The organism is Bradyrhizobium sp. AZCC 1678, from assembly GCF_036924765.1.
GTDB classification, from domain to species: Bacteria; Pseudomonadota; Alphaproteobacteria; order Rhizobiales; family Xanthobacteraceae; genus Bradyrhizobium; species Bradyrhizobium algeriense.
Genome location: NZ_JAZHSE010000001.1, coordinates 2,928,196 through 2,952,639, shown reverse-complemented (window position 1 = coordinate 2,952,639; position 24,444 = coordinate 2,928,196). Strand labels below are relative to the sequence as shown.

General features: G+C 63.3%; 17 protein-coding genes and 3 pseudogenes. 11 read left to right on the top strand and 9 right to left on the bottom strand.

What is annotated here, in order from left to right:
• Positions 1-34: 34 nt before the first annotated feature.
• Positions 35-3,011, top strand: a pseudogene (locus V1294_RS14065) (FAD-binding and (Fe-S)-binding domain-containing protein); the annotation flags it as partial.
• Positions 3,007-3,435: a GlcG/HbpS family heme-binding protein gene (locus V1294_RS14060; protein ID WP_334497866.1), complete on the top strand. Its 429-nt coding sequence runs from the start codon at positions 3,007-3,009 to the stop codon at positions 3,433-3,435. The pseudogene V1294_RS14065 and the gene V1294_RS14060, both read left to right, overlap by 5 nt.
• A 487-nt stretch (positions 3,436-3,922) precedes the next feature.
• Here the strand turns inward: V1294_RS14060 and V1294_RS14055 are convergent, their stop codons facing one another.
• The 9 genes and pseudogenes from V1294_RS14055 to V1294_RS14015 form a co-directional block, all read right to left on the bottom strand.
• Positions 3,923-4,705 carry an enoyl-CoA hydratase/isomerase family protein gene (locus tag V1294_RS14055; RefSeq protein WP_334497865.1) on the bottom strand — a complete coding sequence of 261 codons (783 nt, stop codon included), beginning with the start codon at positions 4,703-4,705 and terminating at the stop codon, positions 3,923-3,925.
• A 72-nt stretch (positions 4,706-4,777) separates the two neighbouring features.
• Positions 4,778-6,874, bottom strand: coding sequence for a molybdopterin oxidoreductase family protein (locus V1294_RS14050; RefSeq protein WP_334497864.1), 2,097 nt, complete (start codon positions 6,872-6,874; stop codon positions 4,778-4,780).
• A gap of 84 nt (positions 6,875-6,958) precedes the next feature.
• Positions 6,959-7,711: a 3-oxoacyl-ACP reductase family protein gene (locus V1294_RS14045; protein ID WP_334497862.1), complete on the bottom strand. Its 753-nt coding sequence runs from the start codon at positions 7,709-7,711 to the stop codon at positions 6,959-6,961.
• Between the two features lie 6 nt (positions 7,712-7,717).
• Positions 7,718-9,091, bottom strand: a complete 1,374-nt coding sequence (locus tag V1294_RS14040) for an MmgE/PrpD family protein (RefSeq protein WP_334497860.1) — start codon at positions 9,089-9,091, stop codon at positions 7,718-7,720.
• A gap of 5 nt (positions 9,092-9,096) precedes the next feature.
• Complete coding sequence (locus V1294_RS14035; RefSeq protein WP_334497858.1) at positions 9,097-10,164, bottom strand: ABC transporter substrate-binding protein; 1,068 nt, start codon at positions 10,162-10,164, stop codon at positions 9,097-9,099.
• A 118-nt stretch (positions 10,165-10,282) separates the two neighbouring features.
• Positions 10,283-10,900 (bottom strand): Isoquinoline 1-oxidoreductase subunit, encoded by a 618-nt coding sequence (locus tag V1294_RS14030; RefSeq protein ID WP_334497856.1) that lies wholly within the window; start codon positions 10,898-10,900, stop codon positions 10,283-10,285.
• Positions 10,901-10,922: 22 nt separating this feature from the next.
• Entirely contained in the window at positions 10,923-11,447 is a 525-nt protein-coding gene (locus V1294_RS14025) for a (2Fe-2S)-binding protein (RefSeq protein ID WP_334482956.1), read from the bottom strand.
• A pseudogene (locus tag V1294_RS14020) lies at positions 11,444-14,219 on the bottom strand (xanthine dehydrogenase family protein molybdopterin-binding subunit). Before V1294_RS14020 ends, V1294_RS14025 begins: the two are co-directional and overlap by 4 nt.
• A 21-nt stretch (positions 14,220-14,240) precedes the next feature.
• Complete coding sequence (locus V1294_RS14015; RefSeq protein ID WP_334497855.1) at positions 14,241-15,329, bottom strand: hypothetical protein; 1,089 nt, start codon at positions 15,327-15,329, stop codon at positions 14,241-14,243.
• 161 nt (positions 15,330-15,490) lie between these two features.
• Here V1294_RS14015 and V1294_RS14010 point away from each other — a divergent pair.
• The 9 genes and pseudogenes from V1294_RS14010 (at position 15,491) to V1294_RS13970 (ending at position 24,356) form a co-directional block, all read left to right on the top strand.
• A pseudogene (locus tag V1294_RS14010) lies at positions 15,491-16,466 on the top strand (Bug family tripartite tricarboxylate transporter substrate binding protein).
• 27 nt (positions 16,467-16,493) lie between these two features.
• Complete coding sequence (locus tag V1294_RS14005; protein ID WP_334497853.1) at positions 16,494-16,964, top strand: (2Fe-2S)-binding protein; 471 nt, start codon at positions 16,494-16,496, stop codon at positions 16,962-16,964.
• On the top strand, positions 16,961-19,102 hold the full coding sequence (locus V1294_RS14000; protein ID WP_334497850.1) for a xanthine dehydrogenase family protein molybdopterin-binding subunit: 2,142 nt from the start codon (positions 16,961-16,963) through the stop codon (positions 19,100-19,102). Before V1294_RS14005 ends, V1294_RS14000 begins: the two co-directional genes overlap by 4 nt.
• Positions 19,099-19,806, top strand: coding sequence for a molybdate ABC transporter substrate-binding protein (locus V1294_RS13995; RefSeq protein ID WP_334497848.1), 708 nt, complete (start codon positions 19,099-19,101; stop codon positions 19,804-19,806). The genes V1294_RS14000 and V1294_RS13995 overlap by 4 nt, the downstream gene beginning before the upstream one ends.
• A gap of 160 nt (positions 19,807-19,966) precedes the next feature.
• Positions 19,967-20,665 (top strand): GntR family transcriptional regulator, encoded by a 699-nt coding sequence (locus tag V1294_RS13990; RefSeq protein WP_334482971.1) that lies wholly within the window; start codon positions 19,967-19,969, stop codon positions 20,663-20,665.
• A 46-nt stretch (positions 20,666-20,711) separates the two neighbouring features.
• Positions 20,712-21,713: a TRAP transporter substrate-binding protein gene (locus tag V1294_RS13985; protein ID WP_334482974.1), complete on the top strand. Its 1,002-nt coding sequence runs from the start codon at positions 20,712-20,714 to the stop codon at positions 21,711-21,713.
• A gap of 103 nt (positions 21,714-21,816) precedes the next feature.
• Entirely contained in the window at positions 21,817-22,338 is a 522-nt protein-coding gene (locus V1294_RS13980; RefSeq protein WP_108514789.1) for a TRAP transporter small permease, read from the top strand.
• 5 nt (positions 22,339-22,343) lie between these two features.
• Entirely contained in the window at positions 22,344-23,633 is a 1,290-nt protein-coding gene (locus V1294_RS13975; RefSeq protein ID WP_247835873.1) for a TRAP transporter large permease, read from the top strand.
• 36 nt (positions 23,634-23,669) lie between these two features.
• Positions 23,670-24,356, top strand: a complete 687-nt coding sequence (locus V1294_RS13970) for a cyclase family protein (protein WP_334497846.1) — start codon at positions 23,670-23,672, stop codon at positions 24,354-24,356.
• Positions 24,357-24,444 lie beyond the last annotated feature (88 nt).

Genomic DNA, 24,444 nt, shown 5'->3' with positions numbered 1-24,444 from the left:
TACAACAGCCCTCTTGGATCGCTTTGGATTTGGGATGAAAAACGCCTCAATGCTCGAGCGACGCCTGCGGTCAGATCTGACCGGCGACGTCCTTTTCGACGCCATCGACCGCGGCCGCTACGCCACCGACGCGTCGTTTTACCAGATCATGCCACTCGGGGTCGTGATCCCCCGTACCATCGATGAGGCGCTGCGCGCGCTTGCGATCACCCGCGATGACGGCCTGATGGTCACCCCGCGCGGCGGCGGCACTTCGCAGTGCGGCCAGACGGTCAACGGCGGGATTGTCGTCGACTTCTCCAAGCACCTGAACCGCATCCTCTCGCTAGATGTCGAGAACCGTACCTGCGTGGTCGAGCCCGGCATCGTGCTCGACGACCTCAATCGCCAGCTCAAAAAGCACGGGCTCTGGTTTCCGGTCGACGTCTCCACCGCCTCGCGCGCCACCATCGGCGGCATGGCCGGCAACAATTCCTGCGGCGGCCGTTCGCTGCGCTACGGCACCATGCGCGACAACACGCTATCGATGGATGCGGCGCTGGCCGACGGCACGCTTCTGCATTTCGGCGAGGTCCCGCGGGATCTGGCGCGGGTGAACTCGTCCCAGAGCGGGCTTGCGCTATTCCGTGACATGCTCGATCTCGGCGAGCGCGAGGCCGCCGAGATATCGGAGCGGTTTCCAAAGGTGCAGCGCCGCGTCGGCGGCTACAATCTCGATGCGCTGGTGCCGCGCAACGCGCCGAACAACATGGCGCATCTGCTGGTCGGCTCCGAGGGGACGCTGGCCTTCACCACGCAGGTCGAACTCAAGCTGTGGCCTGTGATCCGCAACAAGGTGCTGGGTGTCTGCCATTTCGGCAGTTTTTACGAAGCGATGGATGCGGCACAACATCTGGTGAAGCTGCGTCCGATCGCGGTGGAACTGGTTGATCGCACCATGATCGCGCTCGGGCGTGACATCGCGCTGTTCCGGCCCGTAATCGAGGCGACCGTGCGCGGCGATCCGGATGCGCTGCTGATCGTCGAATTTGCGGAAGAGGATCAGCTCGACAATCTGCAAAAGCTAAAGCGGCTTTCCGAATTGATGGCAGACCTTGGCTTCGGCTGGAACCATCCGCAGCGCAAATGGGGTGGTGTGGTCGACGTCATAGAACCCGCGACGCAGACGGCAATCGCGGATTTCCGCACCTCCGGCCTTAACGTCATGATGTCGATGAAGCAGGAAGGCAAGCCGGTCTCCTTTGTCGAGGATTGCGCGGTTCCGCTGCCGCATCTCGCGGACTATACCGAACGGCTCAACGCCATCTTCGCCAGGCACGGCACGCGCGGCACCATGTATGCGCATGCGTCTGAAGGCTGCCTGCATGTGCGCCCTGTCCTCAATTTGAAGCTCGAAAAGGACGTCAAGGCGATGCGGGCCATCGCCCAAGAAACGTTCGAGATGGTGCGCGAATACAAGGGCTCGCACTCCGGCGAGCATGGCGACGGGCTGGTTCGTTCCGAATTTCACGAGGCGATGTTCGGCTCCCGCATCGTTGCCGATTTCCGGGAGGTCAAGCAGCGCTTCGATCCGGACAATCTGCTCAATCCCGGCAAGATCGTCGATCCGCCCAAAATGGACGATCGTTCGCTGTTTCGCTTTTCGCCGGACTATCGCATAGGCGAGCTGAAGACCGTGCTCGACTGGTCGGCCTATCCCGGCGCCGGCGGCGGCTTTCAGGGCGCCGTCGAGATGTGCAACAACAACGGCGCCTGCCGGAAGCTCGAGGGCGGCGTGATGTGCCCGTCCTACCGCGCGACCCGCAACGAGAAGGATGTTACGCGAGGCCGCGCCAATACGCTGCGGCTGGCGATCTCGGGCCAGCTCGGGCCGGATGCTCTGTCCTCCGACGAGATGATGGATACGCTCAAACTCTGCGTGTCCTGCAAGGCTTGCCGTCATGAATGCCCGACCGGCGTCGACATGGCCAAGATGAAGATCGAGGTGCTGGCCGCCCGCGCAGAGAAGCACGGCCTTTCGCTGCGCGACCGGTTAGTCGGCTATCTGCCGCGCTATGCGGATCTCGCCTCCCGCTTCGCTCCCCTCGCCAACTGGCGCAACAACAGTCCGTTGCTGCGTGCGCTGTTCGAGAAGTTTGCCGGCATCAGCGCGAAGCGCGTCCTGCCCGCATTCCGCCGCGACGTGTTCAAGGCCGGCGCTGAGGTCTTCGGCGCCGCGGATGGCCATGAGGTTGTGCTGTTCGCCGATACGTTCAACCGCGCCTATGAGCGCGAGAATCTCGACGCCGCGTTGCGTGTTTTGATTGAAGGCGGATATCGCGTGCATATGCCAAGACCTGTCGACCGCGCCCGTCCGCTGTGTTGCGGGCGGACGTTCCTCTCAGCCGGCCTGGTCGAACAGGCGCGCAGCGAACTGGATCGTCTGGTGGCGACTTACGCCCCATTCGCCGCGCGCGGCGTGCCGATCGTAGGGCTGGAGCCGAGCTGTCTGCTGACGCTTCGCGACGAGCTGCTCTCGCTGCGCTCGGACAAAGACGCAAAGATCGTCAGCGCACACGCATTGCTGTTCGAGGAGTTTCTGGTTGGCGAGGCGGAAGCCGGCCGCCTGAAACTGCCGCTCGGCGCCATGCCGGCGAAAGCGCTGGTTCACGGCCACTGCCATCAAAAATCATTCGGCGCGTTCAAGCCGGTCGAAAAAATACTTCGCCTCATTCCCGATCTCAGTGTCGAAACCATCGAATCCAGTTGTTGCGGCATGGCCGGCGCGTTCGGCTACGCCGCCGACACCTATCAAGCCTCGATGGAGATGGCCGAGCTGTCGCTGCTGCCGGCGGTACGCCAAGCCGACGTGTCCACGCTGATCGTCGCCGACGGCACCTCCTGCCGGCACCAGATCAAGGATGGCACGAACCGTGCAGCGCTGCACGTCGCCCGGGTGCTCGCGATGAGCCTCGACAGCGCGCGGCCCAACCAGTAATCCCCACTCAATCGCAAAGGAACTTATTCATGGCCGAACTTACCCTCGACGTCGCCCGCAAGATTCTCGATGCCGCCCTTGCCAAGGGCGTCGAGACGAAACTGAAGCCGCTGGTCATCACCATCCTTGATGCCCGCGGCTGCGTGAAGGTCACGGCGGCGCAGGATGGCACCAGCCTGATGCGGGCCGAGATCGCGCACGGCAAGGCTTATGGCGCGCTCGCGATGGGCATGGGATCGCGGGCGTTGTTCCAGCGCGCCCAGGAGCAGGCCTACTTCGTCAGTGCGGTGAACACGATGGCCCAAGGCCGCCTTGTGCCAGTGCCCGGCGGCGTGCTGATCCAGGGCGATGGAGGCCTGCTCGGCGCCGTCGGCGTCAGCGGCGACACGTCCGACAATGACGAGGCTTGCGCGGTCGCTGGCATCGAAGCCGCCGGACTGAAAGCGAATGTGGGGTAAACGTCGTCTACGCCCCCGATTGATCTTGGCTGACCGCCTCGTGCGTTGATGGCAAGAACCAGCGGTCGAGCAGTGTCTCCACCTCGGGCCGTGTCAGATCTCGATCGCGGCCGGGATCTGTCCCCACGTTGGTTTCCTCGATATACAAGGCCGCCAGCCGCGCAGCGCCGAGGACGTTGCTCGTATTTGCCCTCCTCCAATTCAAGATAAGAACGGACGCCCCTTCGGGAACCTCGTCATTGGAACTCGTTTCGGATGTAGAAAGCCGACTTGGCAACTACACATGCGTATTGTAGTTTATCGGCGGCGCTTCCTTGGCGGGGACAAGTCATGATCGAAGCCATTTTGCTGATTGTTGGCGCATACATCATCACGGCCGAAATTGTTCGACGGTGGCGCGAGGCCGCCGAACGCGCGAAGTCGAGGAATAACCGCGCATAAGAGCTGCCTCGGTCGTGTCCGTAGGCTATGGAACCGTCCTATCGAGCTATTTGCCCGGCCATGATGGCTTGCGCTTTTCGCCGAACGCCTTGAGGCCCTCCTTGGCGTCTTCCGTCATCGCCAGCAGCGCGATCTGGCTTTCGGTATAGGCGATGCTCTCGTCGAACGACATCGAGGCGATCGCCCGCATGGCGTATTTGCCGCGCCGGATCGCGGTCGGCGACTTGTCGACGATGCGGCTGATCAGCCAATCGACCTTGGCGTCCAGTTCAGCCGAGGGCACCACGTAGTTCAGGAGTCCAGCCGCCTGCGCGGTATGCGCGTCGAACGGTTCGCCGGTCAGCGACCACTCGCTGACCAGCCGCTTCGGTGCGATCGACTGCAACAGGCTCAGCACCTGCATCGGGAACACGCCGACCTTCACTTCGGGTAGACCAAAAATCACATGATCGGCGGCGACCGCCATGTCGGTCATGCACAACAGTCCCATGCCGCCGGCCATACAGACGCCGCCCACGCGGGCGATCGCGGGCTTGGTGGCGTTCTGCGACAGCCGCAGCAGATCGGCGTAGTCGACATTCGGCCGGGAATAATCCATCGCGAAGGCAGCGCCGCTGTGCTGCAGATCGGCACCCGCGCAAAACGCCTTGTCGCCCGCGCCCGTCAGCACGATAACGCGGACCTCCTTGTCTTCATGCGCTTCGCGATAGCCGCGGGCGATGCCGGCGACCACATCGGCATTGATGGCGTTGCGCTTGTCGGGCCGGTTGATGGTAATCCAGAACGCCTGTCCGCGCTTTTCGCGTATCACGCTGCTCGTGTCGGTCATTGTCCTGCTCGCCTAGTTTGCCGTTGCACGGCAAGCATTTGCGGCAGGATGGCAGCGGACCGCAAGCGGGAATTAGCCGGCGGGCCCAGCCTTCTTCACCCAGACCTTGTTGTCATGGAATGCCGCCCCACCGACGGGAGCAACAGCCTCAGCTCCGGTCAGCATGTTGATGCCGCGGCCGCCGATATGCGCCTTGTTCGGATGGATGGATTCGGCGATCAGCACGCCGCGGCGTACACCGTCAAATACCTTCACGGTCAGCGTGGTTTCGCCCCGCATGTTGCCGAGCGTCACGGCATCGCCATCGGCAATCGAAAGGCTTGAGGCGTCTTCGGGGTGCATCATCACTGTCGGCGCACCCTCGCGAGCCTGCGATCCCGGCGTCTCGTTGAAACTGGTGTTGAGATAGCTGCGCGACGGCGAAGTGGCGAGGCGGAACGGATGTTTCACATCCGCCTCCTCGATGATCGTCCAGTGATCGGGCAACGAGGGCATCTCGGCCCAGGGACCCAGGCCCGGATTGCCGACGGGCGGGTGCGCCCAGTCGGCCTTGAAGTGGAACTTCTTGTCAGCGTGCGCGAAGCCGTCGAGATAATGCGAGGTGCGAAAATCCGGCTGGATATCGCGCCATAGATCCGCTTCCAGCGCTTCGATATCGCCGTGGCCGCTCTTTTTCAGCGTCGCATCGATTAGTTCGCGCGGTGACATCTCAAAGCCCGGGTGCACGGCGTTGAGGCGACGGCCGAGGCCTTGCAGCACCTCATGGTTGGAACGGCACTCACCGGGCGGATCGATCAGCTTGGCGCCGACCGAAATATGCTGGTGCCCGCCACCGTAATAGACGTCGTCGTGTTCCATGAACATCGTGGCCGGAAGCACGATGTCGGCCATGGCGGCCGTCTCGGTCATAAACTGCTCATGCACCGCGACGAACAAATCCTCGCGCGCGAAGCCCTGACGCACGAGTGCCTGTTCGGGCGCCACCGTCACCGGGTTGGTATTCTGGATCAGCATCGCCTTGACCGGCGGTCCACCCTTCAAGGCTTCGGCGTCGCCGGTCAGGATACGCCCGATCAGGGACTGATCGAGCCAGCGGGTCGTGCGGTCGATTGCGTCATGCCCCTCGATGATGGATTCGTCGAACTTCCAGATCGAAGCATTGTTGAAGAAGGCGCCGCCACCTTCATACTGCCAGGCGCCAGTCACCGCCGGGATGCACAACGCTGCATGCATCTGCGCCGCTCCGTTGCGGCTGCGCGTGAAGCCGTAGCCGAGGCGGAAGAACGAACGTTTGGTTTGGCCGACAACGCGCGCGAACGCCTCGATTTCTTCCACCGGCACGCCCGAGATCGCTGAAGCCCATTCCGGCGTGCGGGTCTTAAGGTGCGCCTCGAGTTCGTCAGGACAATCGGTGTAGCGATCCATATAGGCGCGATCCGCGTAACCCTCGCGGAACAACACGTTCATGACGCCGCAAGCGAAGGCGCCATCGGTGCCCGGCCGGAGCAGTATCTTGATATCGGCCTGCTTCATCGTGTCGTTGTTGTAGACATCGATCGCCGCGATCTTCGCGCCGCGCTCCTTGCGGGCGCGCGAGGCGTGGGTCATCACGTTGACCTGGGTATTCACCGGGTTGGTGCCCCAGATCACAACGAGATCGGAGACCCCCATCTCGCGCGGGTCGACGCCAGCGATCTTGCCAGTGCCGATAGCAAACCCGATGCGCGCGATGGTCGCACAGATGGTGCCGTAGAAACGGGAATACTTCTTCACATGCGCGAGGCGATTGATGCCGTCGCGCATGACGAGCCCCATGGTGCCGGCGTAGTAATAGGGCCAGACAGACTCAGCGCCGAATTCACGCTCGGCCTGATTGAAACGCGCGGCGATTTCGTCCAGCGCTTCATCCCAGGAAATTCGCGCGAACTGGCCGGAGCCTTTGGGTCCAGTGCGGCGCATCGGGTAGAGCAGCCGGTCGGGATGATGAATGCGCTCGGCGTAGCGCGCGACCTTCGCGCAGACGACACCGGCGGTATAGGTCTGCAGCTTGGAGCCCCGAACCCGGCCGATCGAACGGCCTTCGATCACTTCGATGTCGAGCGCACAGGCCGACGGACAATCGTGCGGACAGGTGGAGTGGCGGATAGCGACCTTGGCATGCTGGTTCATGCGTTTCTAGGTAACATCAAACGCCGCGGTCGCCGAGAGGGTTTGTCAGGCAGTACACCTGCAAAAACGGCCTTTAGCCATGCATCAGGCGCCCAAATAGGCGCCGCCATTGGTGTGGATGGCCTGCCCGTTGATGTAGCGCGCGCCGGGCCCGCACAGAAAACGCACGGTTGCGGCGACGTCTTCCGGCAGGCCCCGATTGCCGGTGATGGTCTGATGGATCAAATGATGCGCCGGCTCCGGTCTGTCCTTGGGCCGTGGCGTGCCGATCAGCCCGGGAACCACGCAGTTCACGGTGATGCCGTCATCGGCAAGATCGTGGGCCAGCGCCCGCGTCAGGCCAATGATGCCCGCCTTCGCCGTCACCACATGCGCGCGGTTCTTCGCGCCCGTATGCGCGCTGAGGCCGCCGATATTGACGATGGTCCCCTCACCTGACTTGCGCAGCACCGGCAGGCAGGCCTTTACGCAGTGAAACGTTCCATCGAGGGTGACATCGAGGATTTCGCGCCACGCCGCGTAGTCCATCTCGGCGAAGGGTTTTTCGCGCCGCAGCGCCGCGTTGTTGACAAGGATATCGATACGGCCGAATTGCTTCACGGCGGCATCCGCCATGGCCTGCACTGCCGTGGCGTCGGCGACGTCGCCGATATGAACCAGCGCCTTGCCACCGGCGGCCTCGACCTCGCGCCCAACCGCGTCCGCCTCGGCGCGATTGCTGCGTGCATTGACCACGATGGACGCACCGCCTTCCGCCAGGGTCAGGGCGATCGCGCGGCCGATGTTGCGGCCCGCGCCTGTGACGACAGCGACCTTGCCGGCGAGTTCCTGGGTCATGAGTCGCTACCCGCGCAATGAGGAAAGATCGATACGGCCATTATATAGCCCCGCCATCAGTTTCAACGCTGCATCGCTTTGTGCAGCGCTCCAGCCACCGTGCTCGGCGTTGAGCAAAAACTTGTCGGTCACGTCCTGCCGCGTCAGTGGCTCCTGCGCGCCGCCCCGCAAATATGGTTGCCGCTCTTCCACCACGCTGCCATCCCTGAGGGTGGCGCGGATGTGGCCGGTGTAATTGTTCGGATAGGGGTTGTGTCGATCGATCACGAATTTCACCTTGGCGGCGAGCGCCAGCACGCGCGGATCGCGGATCGCATTTTCGGTGAACGCGCCAAGCCCGACGCCGCCATGCACGAAGCCGGTAGCCAGCAGATAAGGCACCGCGAATTTGGCGGCATAGCCGTTGCGCGGACGTTGCTTGTCGGCCAGCGGCTCCCATAGCCGGTGCACCGTCCCCTCCGCCACCTCGCAGACGATCCCGGCAACGTCCTCGGGCTTGATGCCGCGCGCGGCGAGCCGGCGCGCGCAATCGATATAGGGCTGCGCCATGGTCCCGCATGGATAAGGCTTGAACGCCAGCGTATCCGTCACCCAGCGCGTGCCAAAATCGCCGGTCAGCGCGTCATAATCGCCCTCCGTGGTGTGCGCGAAGCCGTGGAACAGCCCGTGCACGCCCTCGAACACCGTGCGCGGGCCAACGAACCCTGCCCGTGCCAACAGCGCCGCGCGGATCCCCGACTGCGCCGCCCATCCGGCATGCAGACGTTTGGTCCAGGCACCTTCCGCGAGGTATTCGATAATGCCGCCGGCCATGCTGCCGGCGACGCCGAGCGCATCGACGATCTGCCTGGCATTGAGGCCGAGCGACGCACCGACACCGGCGGCCGCGCCCATCGCGCCGAAGATTGCCGTCGGATGAAAGCCGGCCTTATGGACGGCTTTCGGCACCACGAGGCTCAACCGGCACAGCACTTCGGTGCCGACGGCGATCCCGACCAGCGCCATGCGACCGTCAGGATTATGCCGCTCGCAGGCGGCGAGCACCGCCGGCACGATCACGGCGCCGGCATGCACCGGGCCTCCCTCAAAAGTGTCGTCGAAATCCTCGCCATGCGCGGCCGTGCCGTTGACGAAGGCGGCGCCTGCCGCATTCAGGGTGCGCTTGTGCCCGATCGCCGTGCAGGGACCATCATCGTCGTAACCCGCCAACGCGCTTCTGACGTAGGCCTCGTTGCGCGCGGTGACACATAGCCCGACCACGTCGATCAGCAGCTCCTCGCATTTGCGCACGGTTGCGGCCGGCAATGCGCCGCCTTGCAGTGCGACGATCTTTTCGGCCAGCGCTTCGGCGACCGAAGTCTCAGGCAGTCCGGAGGCCATAGCGGTCAAATGCGGAAGATTTTTGTGTAGCGCGCCTTGATCGACTCGCTCTCCTTCTCCACCGCCGCGGCGTCGTCCTTCATGGTCTTGATGTCCTTGAGCGACTTGCGCCCCGCCTTCTCGACGGTTTGAGAATGCACCGAGCGGAGGCCGCCGACATCGATGATCAGCTGCTGGGCCTCCCGGCTGAGACTGAACGACTGAAACAGCCTTGCCGCGTTCGGATTGGGCGCATCCTTGAAGACGCCGTTCGGTCCGATGATCAGCGGCGACCCTTCCGTGGCATATACTGGCTCGACCGGACGGCCGGCCTCCTTCATCTGGAAGATGTTGTATTCGTTGCCGTCCGCCATCACCGCGCGCTCGCCGAGATCGAGCTTCTTCGGCGGATCGGCCGACGACTGCACCTGCATGATGTTCTGCTTGGCAAGCTGTTCGAAGAAGCTCCAGCCGAGATCGCGTTGCATCTGGTAGGTCGCGGTCATGATGGTGCCGCTATAGCCGGGATGTGCCTTGACGATCTTGCCCTTCCATTTGGGGTCGAGCAGATCGGCAAAGCTCTTCGGCGCGTCCTCCGCTTTCACCAGATTGGTGTTGTAGGCAATGATGCTGAGCCAGACGCGGAAGCTGGCAAACTGGCCGTCCGGGTCCTTGTGCTCGGCCGGATAATATTTTGCGACCTCCTCCGGCACGTAAGGCGCCAAAATGCCGTCGCGTTTCCAGACGATGAAATGCGCGGCATCGGACGAGTTCACGATATCGACGGCATGGATGTTGCTGGAATATTCCTGGCCGATGCGCTGGAACACGCGCTCCGCGCCGGTGCGCTCGACGCGGACGGCGATGCCCGGGTATTTCGCCTCGAACGCCTTGGCCAGCTTCTCCGCGACCGGCAAATCGGTCGAGGTGTAATAGATGACCTTGCCTTCCTTCTTCGCCGCGTCGATCAGCGCCGGGGTCACCGTTTCCGATGGCGGTGCAGCCGCCACGACGCGCGTGGAGAATGCTGCGCCTGCGAGAGCAGCACCGGCGCCGGCCAGCACATGGCGGCGTGAAATCCCTGGGTGTTTCATGTTTTCGAATCCCCGCGCTGTCGGCGAAGTTAGATACCCCTGATCCCCCGCATTATTCCTATGGATGGCCGGCTGTCCATCGCCGGCAGCGTCTGGCGATCGCCGCTAAGCCTAAATGCTACTGCGCGGGGCAGCCCGCGCCGGTCTTCACCCAGGCTTCGACCAGGGCACCGGCCTGCTTTTGCGTCCCCGGCGCGGGGCTGCGGCCTCCGCCGGGGACCCAGGCCCAACCAACCAGCGTGTCTTCGCCGATATGATGGATGAGTTCCTCGACCTTGCGTCCGCCGTTGCGTGCGGGGTCCTTGAGCTGCGCGCAGATTTCGGCAACCGTCTTGCCCTCCCACGCCATTTCGCGCGGCGCGAGATGCCATTCCGGATGGCCCGGCATGCGGCCGGGTTCGAAGTTCGCATGCTTGTGACAACTTGAGCAGCGCATCGCCGGAAGGCCATGACCGTCCGCGCCGCGCGTGACCGGCGGTTGGTGCAGCCGGCCCTCGTCGCCTTGCCGCGGCCGATCGGTTGCGGGATGGCAATTCGTGCAGCGCGGATGGGTCAGCACCTTGCCCAGTTCGGTAAACATGGCCGCCGATCGCGCATCCGTATCCGATATCGACGCGAAGCTTTCCGGGCTTGCAAGCGATTGCGGTGCGGTTTGGGAAATGGCGTAACCGGTAAACATGCTCGCCGCGACCGCAAGCACGGCGACCGCAAGCTGAAACCGCAATTCCGATTTCATATCGATTGCCCCTGGCGTTCGCTTACTGGTTGGCCACGAGATAGCGCCTAGAATCTGCGAGGATCACATCCCGCACGGCTTCGTGGTATTTGATGTAGCCGGTGCAGCGGCAGATATGGCCATCGAGCGCTTCGGCGATCGTGTTTTCGAGATCAGCGCGCTTCACGGGCGCCTTGGCCAGGCGCTCCAGCAGAACCTGGCCCTCATTGAGGAAGCCCGCGGTGCAATAGCCGCACTGGAAGGCGAAGTGCCGGATGAAGGCCTTTTGCAGCGCCGTTAGTTCGTCGCCCTTCGCATGTCCTTCGACGGTGCGGATGGTCTTGCCGTCAAAACTTGCCGCCGAGGCGACACAGGTCGGGCTGGTGTAGCTCGTGCCATCGGGATCGTCGACGATCACGGCGCAACTCAGGCACTGCGCGGCACCACAGCCGAACTTGGTGCCAGTCATGCCGAGATACTCGCGCAAAAAATCGTTCATCGAAAGTTCGTCGCGCACCTCCACTGGTCCGTGCGCCCGGCCGTTGATTGTGAGGCTCAATTTAGTCACGCCAAAACTCCCTTGAGCAGGTTTGCCGTCACCGGCAGGGACTGAAACCGGCGGCCGGTCGCGTCGAAAATCGCATTCAGGATGGCGGGCACCACCGGAACCATGACGACTTCCGCCATGCCCTTCGGCGGCTCATCCGGGGTCAGTGGCGGCAGCATTTCGATTTCGAGGTCATGCAGCGGCAGGTCCGATCCGCGCGCGACGAGGTATTGCCCGAGATTCCACCGGCCGTTGCCGGGGCCGCCTTCAAAGGGCGGCAGCGTCTCCAGCAAGGCATAGCCGACACCCATCGCGAAGCCGCCTTGCGCCTGCCCCATCACCACCTCAGGCACGAGCGCCTGGCCGCATTCGAATACGCTATAGGCCTTGACGATGCGCAGCGCGCCGGTCGCGCGCTCGATCTCGATACGAACCAGCGTGCCGCACATCGAGGTATAGCTGGTGCCGATCCGGTTGTTGTCGGTCGGTGGGAATTTGACGCTGACGCGGTTGATGCGCTCGAACTTGCCGTTGCCCCTGCGCAAGGCCAGCGCGTCGATATCGGCGCGATATTGTTCGCCAAAAAGGAGAAAACGCGCGCGCGACCATGCCCAGCGGGAAAAGCTGTGGGCCACGGCGCCGGTCACGAGGTTGCGCGCATGCGCTCTTGCGGCGAGGGTCGGCAGCGGCAATGGCGCAAGACCGGGCACGACGAGATGCCCGTCCTTCCATTGCGCCTTCGCCCAATCCTTTGCGCGCGGATCATTCGGCGCGATGCGCCATAGTTCCAGCGCCGCCGGCCACAGGCCGAAACGGAAGATGACGCGCGCGGCTTCGGCGACCGAGTGGGTACCGACATGCGCGCCGATCGAGGCACTGGTCGCCGAGCTGATGGCGGGCACCCAGCGCGGATTTTTCTCCGCAGCGTCCTGTGTCTTCTGGTCCATCGTGTAGGGATCACCCGATGTGACCAATCCGAGGGCGTCATAGGTGTCGACACGCGCCACCGAGACTTCGTCAGCGACCACACCGAGATGGATCGCGACCCGGTTGCCAAGCGCGGTGCCGATGCCGTTGCCCATCTCGGTATGATCGCCATAGATCGTGATCTTGCCGTCGGGAGACAGCTCGACACGCCCCAGCGAACAATCAGCGCCGGTGCCATAGTCCTTGGTCACACACGCAACACCGGTACCGACGAGCATGCCCTGCGCCGCGGCGGATTTCTGCTGCGCGCGCTGCTGCCAGATCGGATGCTTCTCGAGCTTATCCAGGACTTCAATGGTGCGGACCGAAACGCCGTAGGGATTGCCGGTCATGGTCCGGCCCTTGGGCGCGAGCGCATTGCGCCGCCGGAACTCGATCGGATCAAGCGGCAAGGCAGCCGCCACTTCGTCGATCAGCGCCTCCAGCGCCGTCATCGTCTGCAGCGTGCCGTAACCGCGCATCGATCCCGCAGTCACGCCGCGTGAATGAACGGCGACCGTAGTCACGTCGACCTTCGGCACATCATAGATGCCGATCGCGGCGGTCGCGCCGCAGGTTGCGACATTGACCGAGAAATTGGCCAGGCCGCCGCCATCGAGAACGTGGTCCGCAGCGAAAGCCTGAATTTTTCCGCTTCCCCGGTCAACGCCGATCCGCGACCGCATCTTGAAGGCGTGGCGCTTGATGCCGCCCTGAAACTGCTGATACCGGTCATGCGCCAGCCGCACGGGATGACCGGGGAAGAACATCGCCGCCAGCGCCACATACAGCACAAACGGCGTGTGATCGCGGCCGCCGAAGCCGCCGCCCATATAGGTGAACTGGGTATTGATCCGCGCCGGCTTGAAGGGAGCGCGGGCCTCGCCAAGCATATGCGCGATCGACTCCGCCGCCTCATAGGGCGACTGCACGCCAAGCACGAGCTCAAGGCTTGCGCCGTTCCTGCTGTACCACGCGAGGCCAGTCTCCGGTTCGAGAAACATCGGATCGACCGATTGCGTCTCGAATTCGCGATCGAGCACCAAAAGATTCGGATTTTCAGCCGCGAGTTCAGCGCGGATCCGTTCGCCATGGATCGCGGCCTTGGCGTAGGAAGCCTCGGTGTCCTTCGCGGCCGGTGACCATATCGGAAGCGGCACGTTCTGGGAGCGTCCCGGGCTGACCCAGCCGGCCATGATCGGCGAATAGACGTCGGGCGCTTCCGGTGTCGGGCCCGCCACGCGCGTGAACCGATAGGCGCCATAGGCCGGCATAGCGACGGGGCCGGTCTCCTCGCCGAGCCTCACGAACTTTCCATCGCGCAATGCGAGGCGCGCCTGATCGAAGGCGTCGAACGTCTCGAATATCAACAGCCCGACGGGCTGCCCCAGATAGAGCGGTGTCTTGCCCAGCGGACAGAACAGGTCGCCGGTATAAAATTCGGGAACGCGGGCGCCGATCTTGTCGAGATCGGCTGATGTCACCACGACCGACGGTTTCATCGCGCCGCCAAGCCGCGCGAGATCCATTCCGAGATAGACGTGTGTCGCATCCGGCGCGCGGATCAGCATCGCGTGCGAGGTATTGGCCGGCCAGCCCGGAAGATCGGCGGCGCGGAAGTCGGATGCGTAGAGCTTCGCGCCGGTTACCTTGGCCGTGCCATCGACCCGCCCCGCGCCATCGGCGGCCGGGTTCCAGTTCGAGCGCCCCGGAAGCGACGCGCGCGGGGGGCAAGGAGGCCGCGTCCGCTGATCCCAAACGCGACAGGCTGAGCGCGATGCCGCCCGCCGATACCCAATTCAAAAACTCGCGTCGCGAAGGCCGCATGCTCTCAACCTTTTGCCCGAACTATTTCAGATCGGCGATGGTCGCAGGTCCCGGCCCCGGCGTGACCAGTGTCGGCCACTGCTTCGAGCCAAAGGGAACGACGGGCGGCAGGAACGGTGTCATGCCGCGCTTGCCGGTCTCGGCGATGATCGCCGCACGCGCATCGCCGCCCATCAGTTCGTAATCCATCAGATGGTAATTGCCGAAGAACAGCGCCCCGACGGAGCGGTCGGCGATGATGCGGGTCAGCGATTCCAGCATGTCGGCCGGCGTGGTCGTGAAGGAAATCGTCTCGATCAATAACAGGCGGTTATTGATGGCGTCGGGGCCGAAGAATTGCGCCAGCACGCTGAACAGCACGTTGTTCTGGCGCGCGACGTAGATCGTGTTGCTGGCGGCATAGGTCTTGTCCCAGTCGGCCCCGAGCTGCTTCTTCCATTCGGCCAGCACCGTCATCCAGTGTGCGACCTGCGTCTGGGCCGCCCAGGCAACGTTCTTCGCCAGATATGGCGCCTGCTTCTTGCCGAAAGCTTCGAGTGCAGCGAATGGAATGACGCCTCTGGCAACGCATTCGTCCATGAAGGCGATGTTGTTCTGCAGGATGGTGCGGTTGTTGTCGCGCCAGCCCGGCTCCATCGGTGTCGCATCGAGGCCGTCGAGCGCCGACTGCATGCGGCTGCGATAGGCCAGCATCGAGCCGCGCCAGGACTTGTCATCGCCATTATCGATGTAGGGACCGACGACCTGGGCCAACGCCATCGTGCTGTGGCCGACGGACTTGAGCAATTGATATACGATCGGCACCTGCGGCGCGTCGATCGGCGCCATACCCGGTCGATAGAGGATCATCCGGCCGCCAGCGCCTGAGAACAAACCCAGGATCACCGGATGCTTGCCCAGGATGTTCTTCTGGAAAATCTTTGCTGCATCGCCATAGAGCTCGAACATGCCGGTGTTGAGCGCCAGCATATCCCTGGTCGCGACATCCGACGACGTTCCGGCGGTCTTGCCGGATATCGGCGCCATATAGGCTGGAAGCGTCTGGGCGTTGGCCACGGCACAGCTGCAGAGCATGATCGCAACGGCGGCCAGACTGGGTGATATCCTCATGTCATGCTCCTTGTGGCGATCCACTGAATTACATGCGCTGACGAATATCTGATTCTGGGACTAGCAGTCAGTGCGCGGATAGCTAGACTTGGCACTAGACTTGGCACGAGGCCGGTAAACGGGCCCTTGCAGAAAAAGAGTCAGTTCGGGAGGTTGACATGATGCGCTTGAGAACGGCGCTCGCGCTGGCGGCAATTGTTGCGGCGCCACCTGTTCTGGCGACGCCCGGTCTGGCACAGGACTATCCGTCGCGGCCGGTGAAGGTGATTGTTCCATTCGGCGCCGGGGGGCCCGGCCGACGTTACCGCCCGCCAGATCGGGAACATTCTGCAGGAGAGTTTTGGCCAGCCCTTCGTGGTCGAAAACCGTACCGGCGCCGGCGGTGTGATCGGCACGCAGGATGCCGTCAAGTCGCCGCCCGACGGCTATACGCTGCTGATGATGTCGAACACCCAGACTGCGAATGAATCGCTGGTTCCACAGCGCAAATACGAACTGATGCGCGATCTCGCGCCGATTGCGCCGGTCAATTACTCCGACCTTGTCATCGTGGTTCATCCCTCCGTGCAGGCGAAGACGCTGCAGGAGTTCATCGCGCTCGCCAAATCGCAGCCCGGGAAACTGAACTACGCCTCATCAGGCCAGGGCACGCCGTACCACATGGCGGGCGAGCTGTTCAAAGCCATGGCCAGCATCGACGTCTTGCACGTGCCCTACCGCAACAGCGGCGAGGCGCGCAGCGGCGTGATCGGCGGCCAGGTGCAGATGATGATCGACGCGGTTCCGGCGATGGCCCCCAACGTCGCCGAAAATCAGGTGCGCGCGCTGGCCACCACGGGCAAAACGCGCTCGACTGTCCTGCCCAATGCGCCGACGGTGATCGAGGCGGGCATTCCCGGCTATGAGGCCACCATCTGGCTCGGCCTGATGGCGCCCGCGGGCACGCCAAAGCCGATCATCGACAAACTCAATGCGGCCGTGAACGCGATCGTGAAACGACCCGATATCGTCAAGCTCTGGACCCAGCAAGGCGCGGTTCCTATGTCGATGACACCGGAGGGATTCGACAAATTCCTGCGCGGGGATATTGTGAAGTGGGGGGAAGTCGTCAGGAAATTCGACAGGCCGCCGCAATAAGAAGTCACAAGAGAAGGTTCGCCCTCGATGCCGAGCGTTCGATTTCGCCTCAACGGCGCCGAGACCGAGATTGACGCTGATCCCGACCGGTCATTGCTGGATATTCTGCGCGGCCAGATCGGCATGATCGGGCCGCATTTCGGCTGTGGCGCAGGCGAGTGTGGCGCCTGCAATGTGATCGTCGGCGACCGCGCGGTATCTGCCTGCGACACGCCGCTGTGGTCGGTGGCAGGCAAGGACGTCACGACCATCGAAGGACTGGGAACGAGCGAGCGGGCGCATCCGCTGCAGCGGGCCTTCATCGCCGAGCAGGCGCTGCAATGCGGCTATTGCGTCTCCGGCATCCTGATGAGCGCCGCCGCGCTGTTGAAGCGAAATCCATCACCGACAGGCCGGGAGGTGAAGGAAGCGCTCGACCGCAATCTCTGCCGCTGCGGATCGCATAATCGCATGGTGCGCGCCGTGCTGCGCGCGGCGGAAGAAATGACGGCAGGATGAACCAGCCGGCGCCCGCTCCCTCCCCGCCCGCACTGCCGGTAAGCCTTGCGGCAAACCCGAAGCTGTCGTCGTGGCTGAAATTCTCAAGCGACGGACAAGTGACGGTTTCGCCGGGCAAGGTGGAGATCGGGCAAGGCATCGTGACAGCGCTGGCGCAGATCGCCGCCGACGAACTCGATATCGATCTGTCACGCGTGCAGATGATCCGCGCGTCGACCGCCAGTAGCCCCAACGAGGGCGTCACGTCGGGCAGTCTCTCCATCCAGCAGTCGGGCCGCGCGCTGCGCCACGCCTGCGCGGAAGTTCGCCGGATCTTTCTTCAGCAGGCGGCGGAACGGCTCGGGGTCGAAATCGATACGCTCGACATCAAGGACGGCACCATTTCGGGCCCCGGCAATGTCAGGACCAGCTATTGGGAGCTTACCGAGGAAGTCTCGCTCGATCGCGATGCCACGCCCGGAGTAACGCCAAAGATCGCCTCTCGCCGGGCACTGGCCGGGAATTCAATTCAGCGGATCGACATTCCGGACAAGGTTTTGGGCCGGCCGCGATTCATCCACGATCAGGCGCTGGCGGGGATGCTGCATGGCCGCGTACTGCGGCCGGACAACGCGCGCGCGAAACTTACCGAATTGAAGGAGGATGGCGCGCGCGCGGTGGCCGGTCTTGTTGCGATCGTGCGCGACGGCAGTTTTGCCGGTGTCGTCAGCGAGACCGAACATGGCGCGGAGGCGGCCCTCAATTCGCTACGCAAAGGCGCGTCCTGGTCCGACGGCGAGCCCCTGCCCGACGAAAACGATCTGGCTTCATTCCTGAAGGCTCAGCCGTCGGAATCGACGATCATCGACAAGAAAACGGCCGCATCGCCCGGCACGACAGCGCGCACCATCCGGCGGCAATATACCCGCCCCTATATTGCGCACGCGTCGATCGCACCGTCCTGCGCGATGGCGCAGTGGCACGGCGACCGCGTCCATGTCTGGACCCACAGCCAGGGCGTCTATCTCCTGCGCGCCGATCTGGCGCTGGTTCTCAAACTACCGGTCGAGAACATCACCGTTGAGCATATGGAAGGCGCCGGCTGTTATGGGCATAACGCCGCCGACGATGTCGCGCTCGATGCCGTGCTGCTCGCCAAGGAAGCCGGCGGCCGGCCGGTACGGGTGCAGTGGTCGCGCCAGGGCGAGATGTCGGATGCACCTTTTGGGGCGGCGATGGCGATCGAGATCGAGGCCGATCTGGATGCGCAGGGAGAAATCGTCGACTGGCGGCACTCGATCTGGAGCAACGGTCACGCGGCGCGTCCGGGGCGCGCGGCACAGCCTGCCTTGCTGGCGGGGTTCGAACTGGCGAATCCGTTTCCGCGCATGATCTCGACCAATCCGCCGCAGGCCAACGGCGGCGGCGGCGATCGCAACTCGATCCCGCTCTATGATTTTCCATCCTGGCGCATCGAAAGCCATCGCCTGACGACGATGCCAATCCGCACTTCGGCGCTGCGAACGCTTGGTGGGCAGGGCAATGTGTTTGCGATCGAATCCATCCTCGATGAAATCGCCGCCGAGCGCGGCGAGGATCCGGTCGCGTTCCGGCTGCGCCACTTGCGGGATGAGCGGGCCAAGGATGTCATCCGCGCCGTTGCCGCTCGCGCCAAGTGGAAACCCCAGAAGCAGCCCGGCGTCGGTCATGGCATCGCCTTTGCCCGCTACAAGAACACCGGCGCCTATTGCGCTGCGATCGCCGAGATCGAGAGCGCCGAGGATATCCGCGTCAGAAAGTTGACGCTCGCAGTCGATGTCGGTGAAGCGATCAATCCCGACGGCGTCATCAACCAGATCGAGGGTGGCGCCATTCAGGCCACGAGCTGGGTGCTGAAGGAACGCCTCCGCTTCGACCGGCAACGCATCACCAGCACGAGCTGGACGGAATATCCGATCCTGCGTTTCAGCGAAGTGCCCGACGTCGAGGTTGAGGTTATCCGGCGTCCGGACATCGATCCGGTCGGCGCCGGCGAGGCTGCCCATGGCCCGGTTACGGCAGCCATCGGCAACGCCGTGTTTGACGCGCTCGGCGTGCGGGTGCGCGATCTGCCGATTACGCGCGACAGAATCATTGCCGCGATGGAATTGAGTTCATGAACACCCTGAACATCCTGAGCGGCGGCGCGGCACAGGGCCTGGTCGCAAGCCTGACGCCGGCCTTCAAGGCCCAGACCGGTTTCGATGTCGCAGGCGAGTTTGGCGCGGTCGGCGCCATGGCCGACAAATTGCGCAAGGGCACGCCGGCTGACATCATCATCCTGACGGCTGCGCTCGTCGCCAAACTGGTGGAGGAGAAGCTGGTGATTGCCACCTCGATGTCCGATGTCGGCCTGGTCGAAACCGCCCTCGCCGTCCGCGCCGGCGATCCCCCGGCCGCGGTCAAGGATGCCGCTGGCTTGCGCGAGGCTTTGCTGGCGTCGGACGCGATCTTCGTGCCGGATACCAAAACCTCGACGGCTGGAATTCACGTCGCAAAAGTCCTTGATCAGCTTGGCATCGCGGAAAGGGTCGCCACCCGCCTCAGGATTTTCCCGAACGGCGCGACAGCGATGCGCGAACTGGGGGCGTCAGAGGCGCGGCGTCCGATCGGGTGTACGCAATCGACTGAGATCATCAGCACCAAAGGCGTAACCCTGTCCGGTTCACTGCCGCAGGGCTGCGAACTTGCAACCATGTATACGGCGGGCATCCCCATCGCCGCTGCTCACCCGCAACAAGCCCAGGATCTGATCGACTTGTTGACCGGCGCCGGGCAACACGAACAGCGGAAACGCGCTGGCTTCATCGGCGGCCGGGGCTAGGCGCTCATAGGTGGATGAGCCCCTGCGGGCGCGCACGGCACAAAACCACTGCGCGGCTCGATTTTCGATTGTCAAAGCCAATTCATATACTAATATATCAATCGAAAGAGCAGTCATGCCCGCCCGCGCATCGAAAAAGACGGATCCAACGGTTCGCCGAATGGCCGCCGGCACTCGCCGCAGCGGCAGGCCTCGCGCGGCGACGGCGGCGTCGAAGATCTATTCCGATCTTCGGGTCGAACTGGTGTCGCTGCAGCGCCGACCCGGAGAAGCCATCTCGGAAGCGCAAATCGCGCTCTCCTACGGGGTGAGCCGCACCCCCGTTCGTGAGGCCATCCTCAAATTATCGGATGAGGGCCTGCTGGAGATCTATCCCCAGTCCGGCATCTTCGTCTCGCGCATTCCGGTGGCGGCGCTCCCCGAGGCCATCATCATCCGCAAGGCGCTGGAAGAAACCACCGCACGGCTCGCCGCAGAGCGCGCCACATCGAGCCAGATTCTGGCACTGCAGTCGATCCTGGAACGCCAGCGTGAGGCCAGCGCCGCCGGTGACAGCGATACGTTCCATCAGGCCGACGAGATGTTTCATGCTACAGTCGCCGATGTCGCAGGCTATCCCGGAATCTGGAAATATATCCAGCAGGTGAAGGTCCACGTCGATCGCTACCGCCGGCTAACCCTGCCGCAGCGCGGGCGGATCGCAAAGGTGATCGTCGAACACGAGGCCGTGCTGACCGCGATCGAGGCGCATGATGCAGAGGGCGCAAGACGGGCGATGGAAGTCCACCTCGAAAGCCTTCTCGAGAACATCTCGGCCACTCAACACATCAATCCGGAGTACTTCGACGAGCGATCCTAGAGTTCAGACGTCCATAAAACGATAAACAACATCAGGGAGGAACACCATGAAACGCCGCGACTTCATCAAGCTGAGCGCAGGGCTCGGGGCCACGATGGCGGCCACGACGCCGCTATCATCCGCATTTGCTCAAACGAAAATGGTGCTGAAGGCATCGGACGTTCATCCGCTGGGCTATCCGACGGTCGAAGCCGTCGTCCGAATGGGCAAGAAGCTGGAAGCCGCCACCAACGGCCGGCTGACGATCCAGATGTTCCCGTCGATGCAACTCGGCGGCGAAAAGGAAATGATCGAGCAGGCCCAGCTCGGCGCGCTGCAGATCGCCCGTATTTCGGTCGGCGCCGTCGGCCCCGTCGTGGACGACGTCAACGTCTTCAACATGCCGTTCGTCTTCCGCAACTCCAAGCACATGGAGAAAGTCATCGACGGCGAGATCGGCGACGAATTGCTGGCGAAGATTTCCGCGACCGAAAAGACCGGCCTGATCGCGCTGTGCTGGATGAACGCCGGCTCGCGCAACGTCTACAACAACAAGCGGCCGATCCGGACCATCGCCGACCTCAAGGGCCTCAAGGTCCGCATGATGGGTAATCCGCTGTTCGTCGACACGATGAACGCGCTGGGCGGCAATGGCGTGGCCCTCGGCTTCGATCAGGTCTTCAGCTCGATGCAAACCGGCGTGGTCGACGGCGCGGAAAACAATCCGCCCTCCTTCATCGCGCAGAACCATTATCAGGTGGCCAAGTATTTCACGATGACCGAACACCTGATCATTCCGGAGCTTTTGGTCTTCTCGCGCATCTCCTGGCAAAAGCTGTCGCCGGAAGATCAGGCGCTGATCAAGAAGCTTTCGAAGGAAGCGCAGGCCGAGCAGCGTGTGCTCTGGTATGAAGCGGAGAACGTCGCCATCGAAAAAATGAAGGCGGCAGGCACCGAGATCATCACCGACATCGACAAGAAGCCGTTCCAGGATGCCGTCAAACCGGTCTGGGACAAATACGGCGCGAAATACGCGGCGATGGTCAAGCGCATCGAGGCGGTGAACTAGCGCCCGGCTCGCGATTGGCGGGTGGCCGGACGACGTCCGTTCCGGCCACCGCCTCTCCGCGCCGCCGAAGCGATTTGAAGCGCCGTTATTCTCCGAGGTCAAAATGTCCAATTCTGCGGCCGGAACTCTCCGGCGTGTGACCGATGCGGTTTACTGGACCGGCGCCGTGATCGCCTGCGTGGCGCTCGTGCTGGTCTCGGCGGTCATTCCGTGGGCCGTCTATACCCGATACGTCCTGAACAGCGCTGCGTCATGGCCCGAGCCGATGGCCGTGCTGCTGACTGTCGGCATCACCTTCATCGGCTCGGCCAACTGCTATCGCCAGCGCATCCACATGAACATGACGGTTGGCACCGACTTGCTGCCGCCGCTGCTGCGACGCGCCTCGCTGTTCCTCAGCGAAGTATTGATGGGCGTGATTGCGATCTTCATGGTGGTGTGGGGGCTGCGGCTCGTTCACACCACCTGGGATAATTCGGTGGACGAATTTCCGTGGCTGTCGGTCGGCATCACCTATCTTCCGATCGTGGTCAGCGGCGCCATGATGCTTCTGTTCGTCGTCGAACGCCTGACCATCGGCCCGCCGCCGCGTGACGGCAGCGACGCCCACGTACCGGTCGAGTAATTGCCATGGATATCGCGGTTCTGCTTCTCAGCATGTGCTTCTTCTTCGCGATCGGCATGCCGATCGCCTATGCGCTGGCGCTGTCCTCGCTGGTCGGCGCGCTCTGGATCGACTTGCCGGTCGGCGCGGTCATGCAGCAATTCGCCAGCGGCGTCGGCAAGGTCTCGATGCTTACCATTCCGTTCTTCGTGCTGGCGGGCGCCATCATGGCCGAGGGCGGCATGGCCAGGCGGCTGGTGGACTTCGCGGCCGTCGTTGTCGGGTTCACACGCATGCGGGGCGGCCTCTCGCAGGTCAACATCCTCGCGACCACGATCATGAGCGGCATCTCGGGCTCGTCGGTCGCCGACACGTCTGCGATCGGTTCGGTGATGATCCCGCAGATGGCCGCCAAGGGCTATCCGCGGGTGTTCGCAACCAATGTGACCATCAGCGCCTCACTGCAGGCCATCATCATTCCGCCGAGCCATAATTCAGTGATCTATTCGCTGGCGACCGGCGGCGTGGTGTCGATCACCAGCCTGTTCCTGGCCGGCGTGCTCCCCGGCCTGCTGCTCGGCTTTTCGCTGATGGTGCTCTGCCTGTTCTACGCCTATCGCGACAAGCATCCCAAGGGGGAGCCGGTGCCGATCCGGCAGGCTGTGAGGATGCTCGGTGACGCCGTATGGGGGATCGTGACGCTGGTGATCGTTCTCGGCGGCATCCTCACCGGCGTATTCACGCCGATCGAGGCGGGTGCGGTCGCCTGCGTCTGGGCATTCTTCGTCACGATGTTCATCTATCGCGACTACAAATGGTCCGAACTGCCGCTACTGGTCTACAAGACGCTGCAGACTGTGGCGATGGTACTGACGCTGGTGGCCACCGCGTCGTGCTTCGGCTACGTCGCCGCCCTGATGCAGATGCCGGCCAAGATGACCGAGTTCTTTGTCGCCATATCGAGCAACAAATACGTGCTGCTGATGTGGCTGAACATCATGCTGCTGGTTCTTGGAACGGCGCTCGATCTCGCTCCCCTGTTGCTGATCTGTACGCCGATCCTGCTACCTGTCGTGAAGAGCTTCGGCATCGATCCCGTGCATTTCGGCATCGTCATGCTGCTCAATCTCGGCATCGGCCTGCTGACGCCGCCGGTAGGGACGACGCTGTTCGTCGGCTGCGCCATCGGCAAGGTTTCGGTCGATGAGGTGATGCGCGGCATCTGGCCATTCTATTACGTGATGTTTACGGTGCTGATGATCGTGACCTACGTGCCCTGGCTGTCGCTGGCGCTACCGAGGGCGTTCGGGTTCTAGAACAGACGCCGCAGTTCGCGGCGGGGAGACTTTTGCGTGAAGATCGTCGACCTCAGCCGAGAGCTCTATCACCGCACGCCGAGCTATCCCGGCCATCCGCCGGTCATGCACGGCGTCTGGAAGACCCACGAAGAATCCTTTGCCGAGTCCGGCAATGTGCACGGGCTGGCGTCGATGTTCATCTCCATGGTGGACCATGCCGGTACCCACATCGACGCGCCCAGGCATTTCGGCAAGAGCGGCATCTCCATCGACGAGTATCCGCTCGAAAAATGCATTGTGCCGGGCATCTGTGTCGACTTGCGCCACATTGCGCTGCGCGCCGAGATTACGCCTGCCGATCTCGAGGCGGCGGTGACCAAGGCCGGTGTGCCGGTGCCGAGGGGCGGCACCGTGCTGCTCTGCACCGGTCACCACGAGCGGACATTCCCCCGCAAGGAATATTCGAGCGACAATTCCGGCGTGAACGTCGCCGCCACCGAGTGGCTGGCGCAGCAGGGCGTCGTGCATTTCGGTATCGATTCGATGCGGCCGGGCCCCGAGGGCAAGGTGAATGCCCTCGTCCACAAGGCCTGCCTCGACCTCGACATCACCCATATCGAGAGCCTGTGCAATCTCGAAGCGCTGCTTGGCCGTGGCCGGTTCACCTTCATCGGCCTGCCGATGAAGTGGCGCGGCGGGACGGCTTCGCCGATCCGCGCCGTTGCAGTGTTCGACATGTGAAGCAGGCGAAGCGCCGAACCGACGTAACGTCTTCGACAAAGGCGGCATCCAGCCGCTCACCCCGACCTTCCGTTTCGGACGAGGCGCG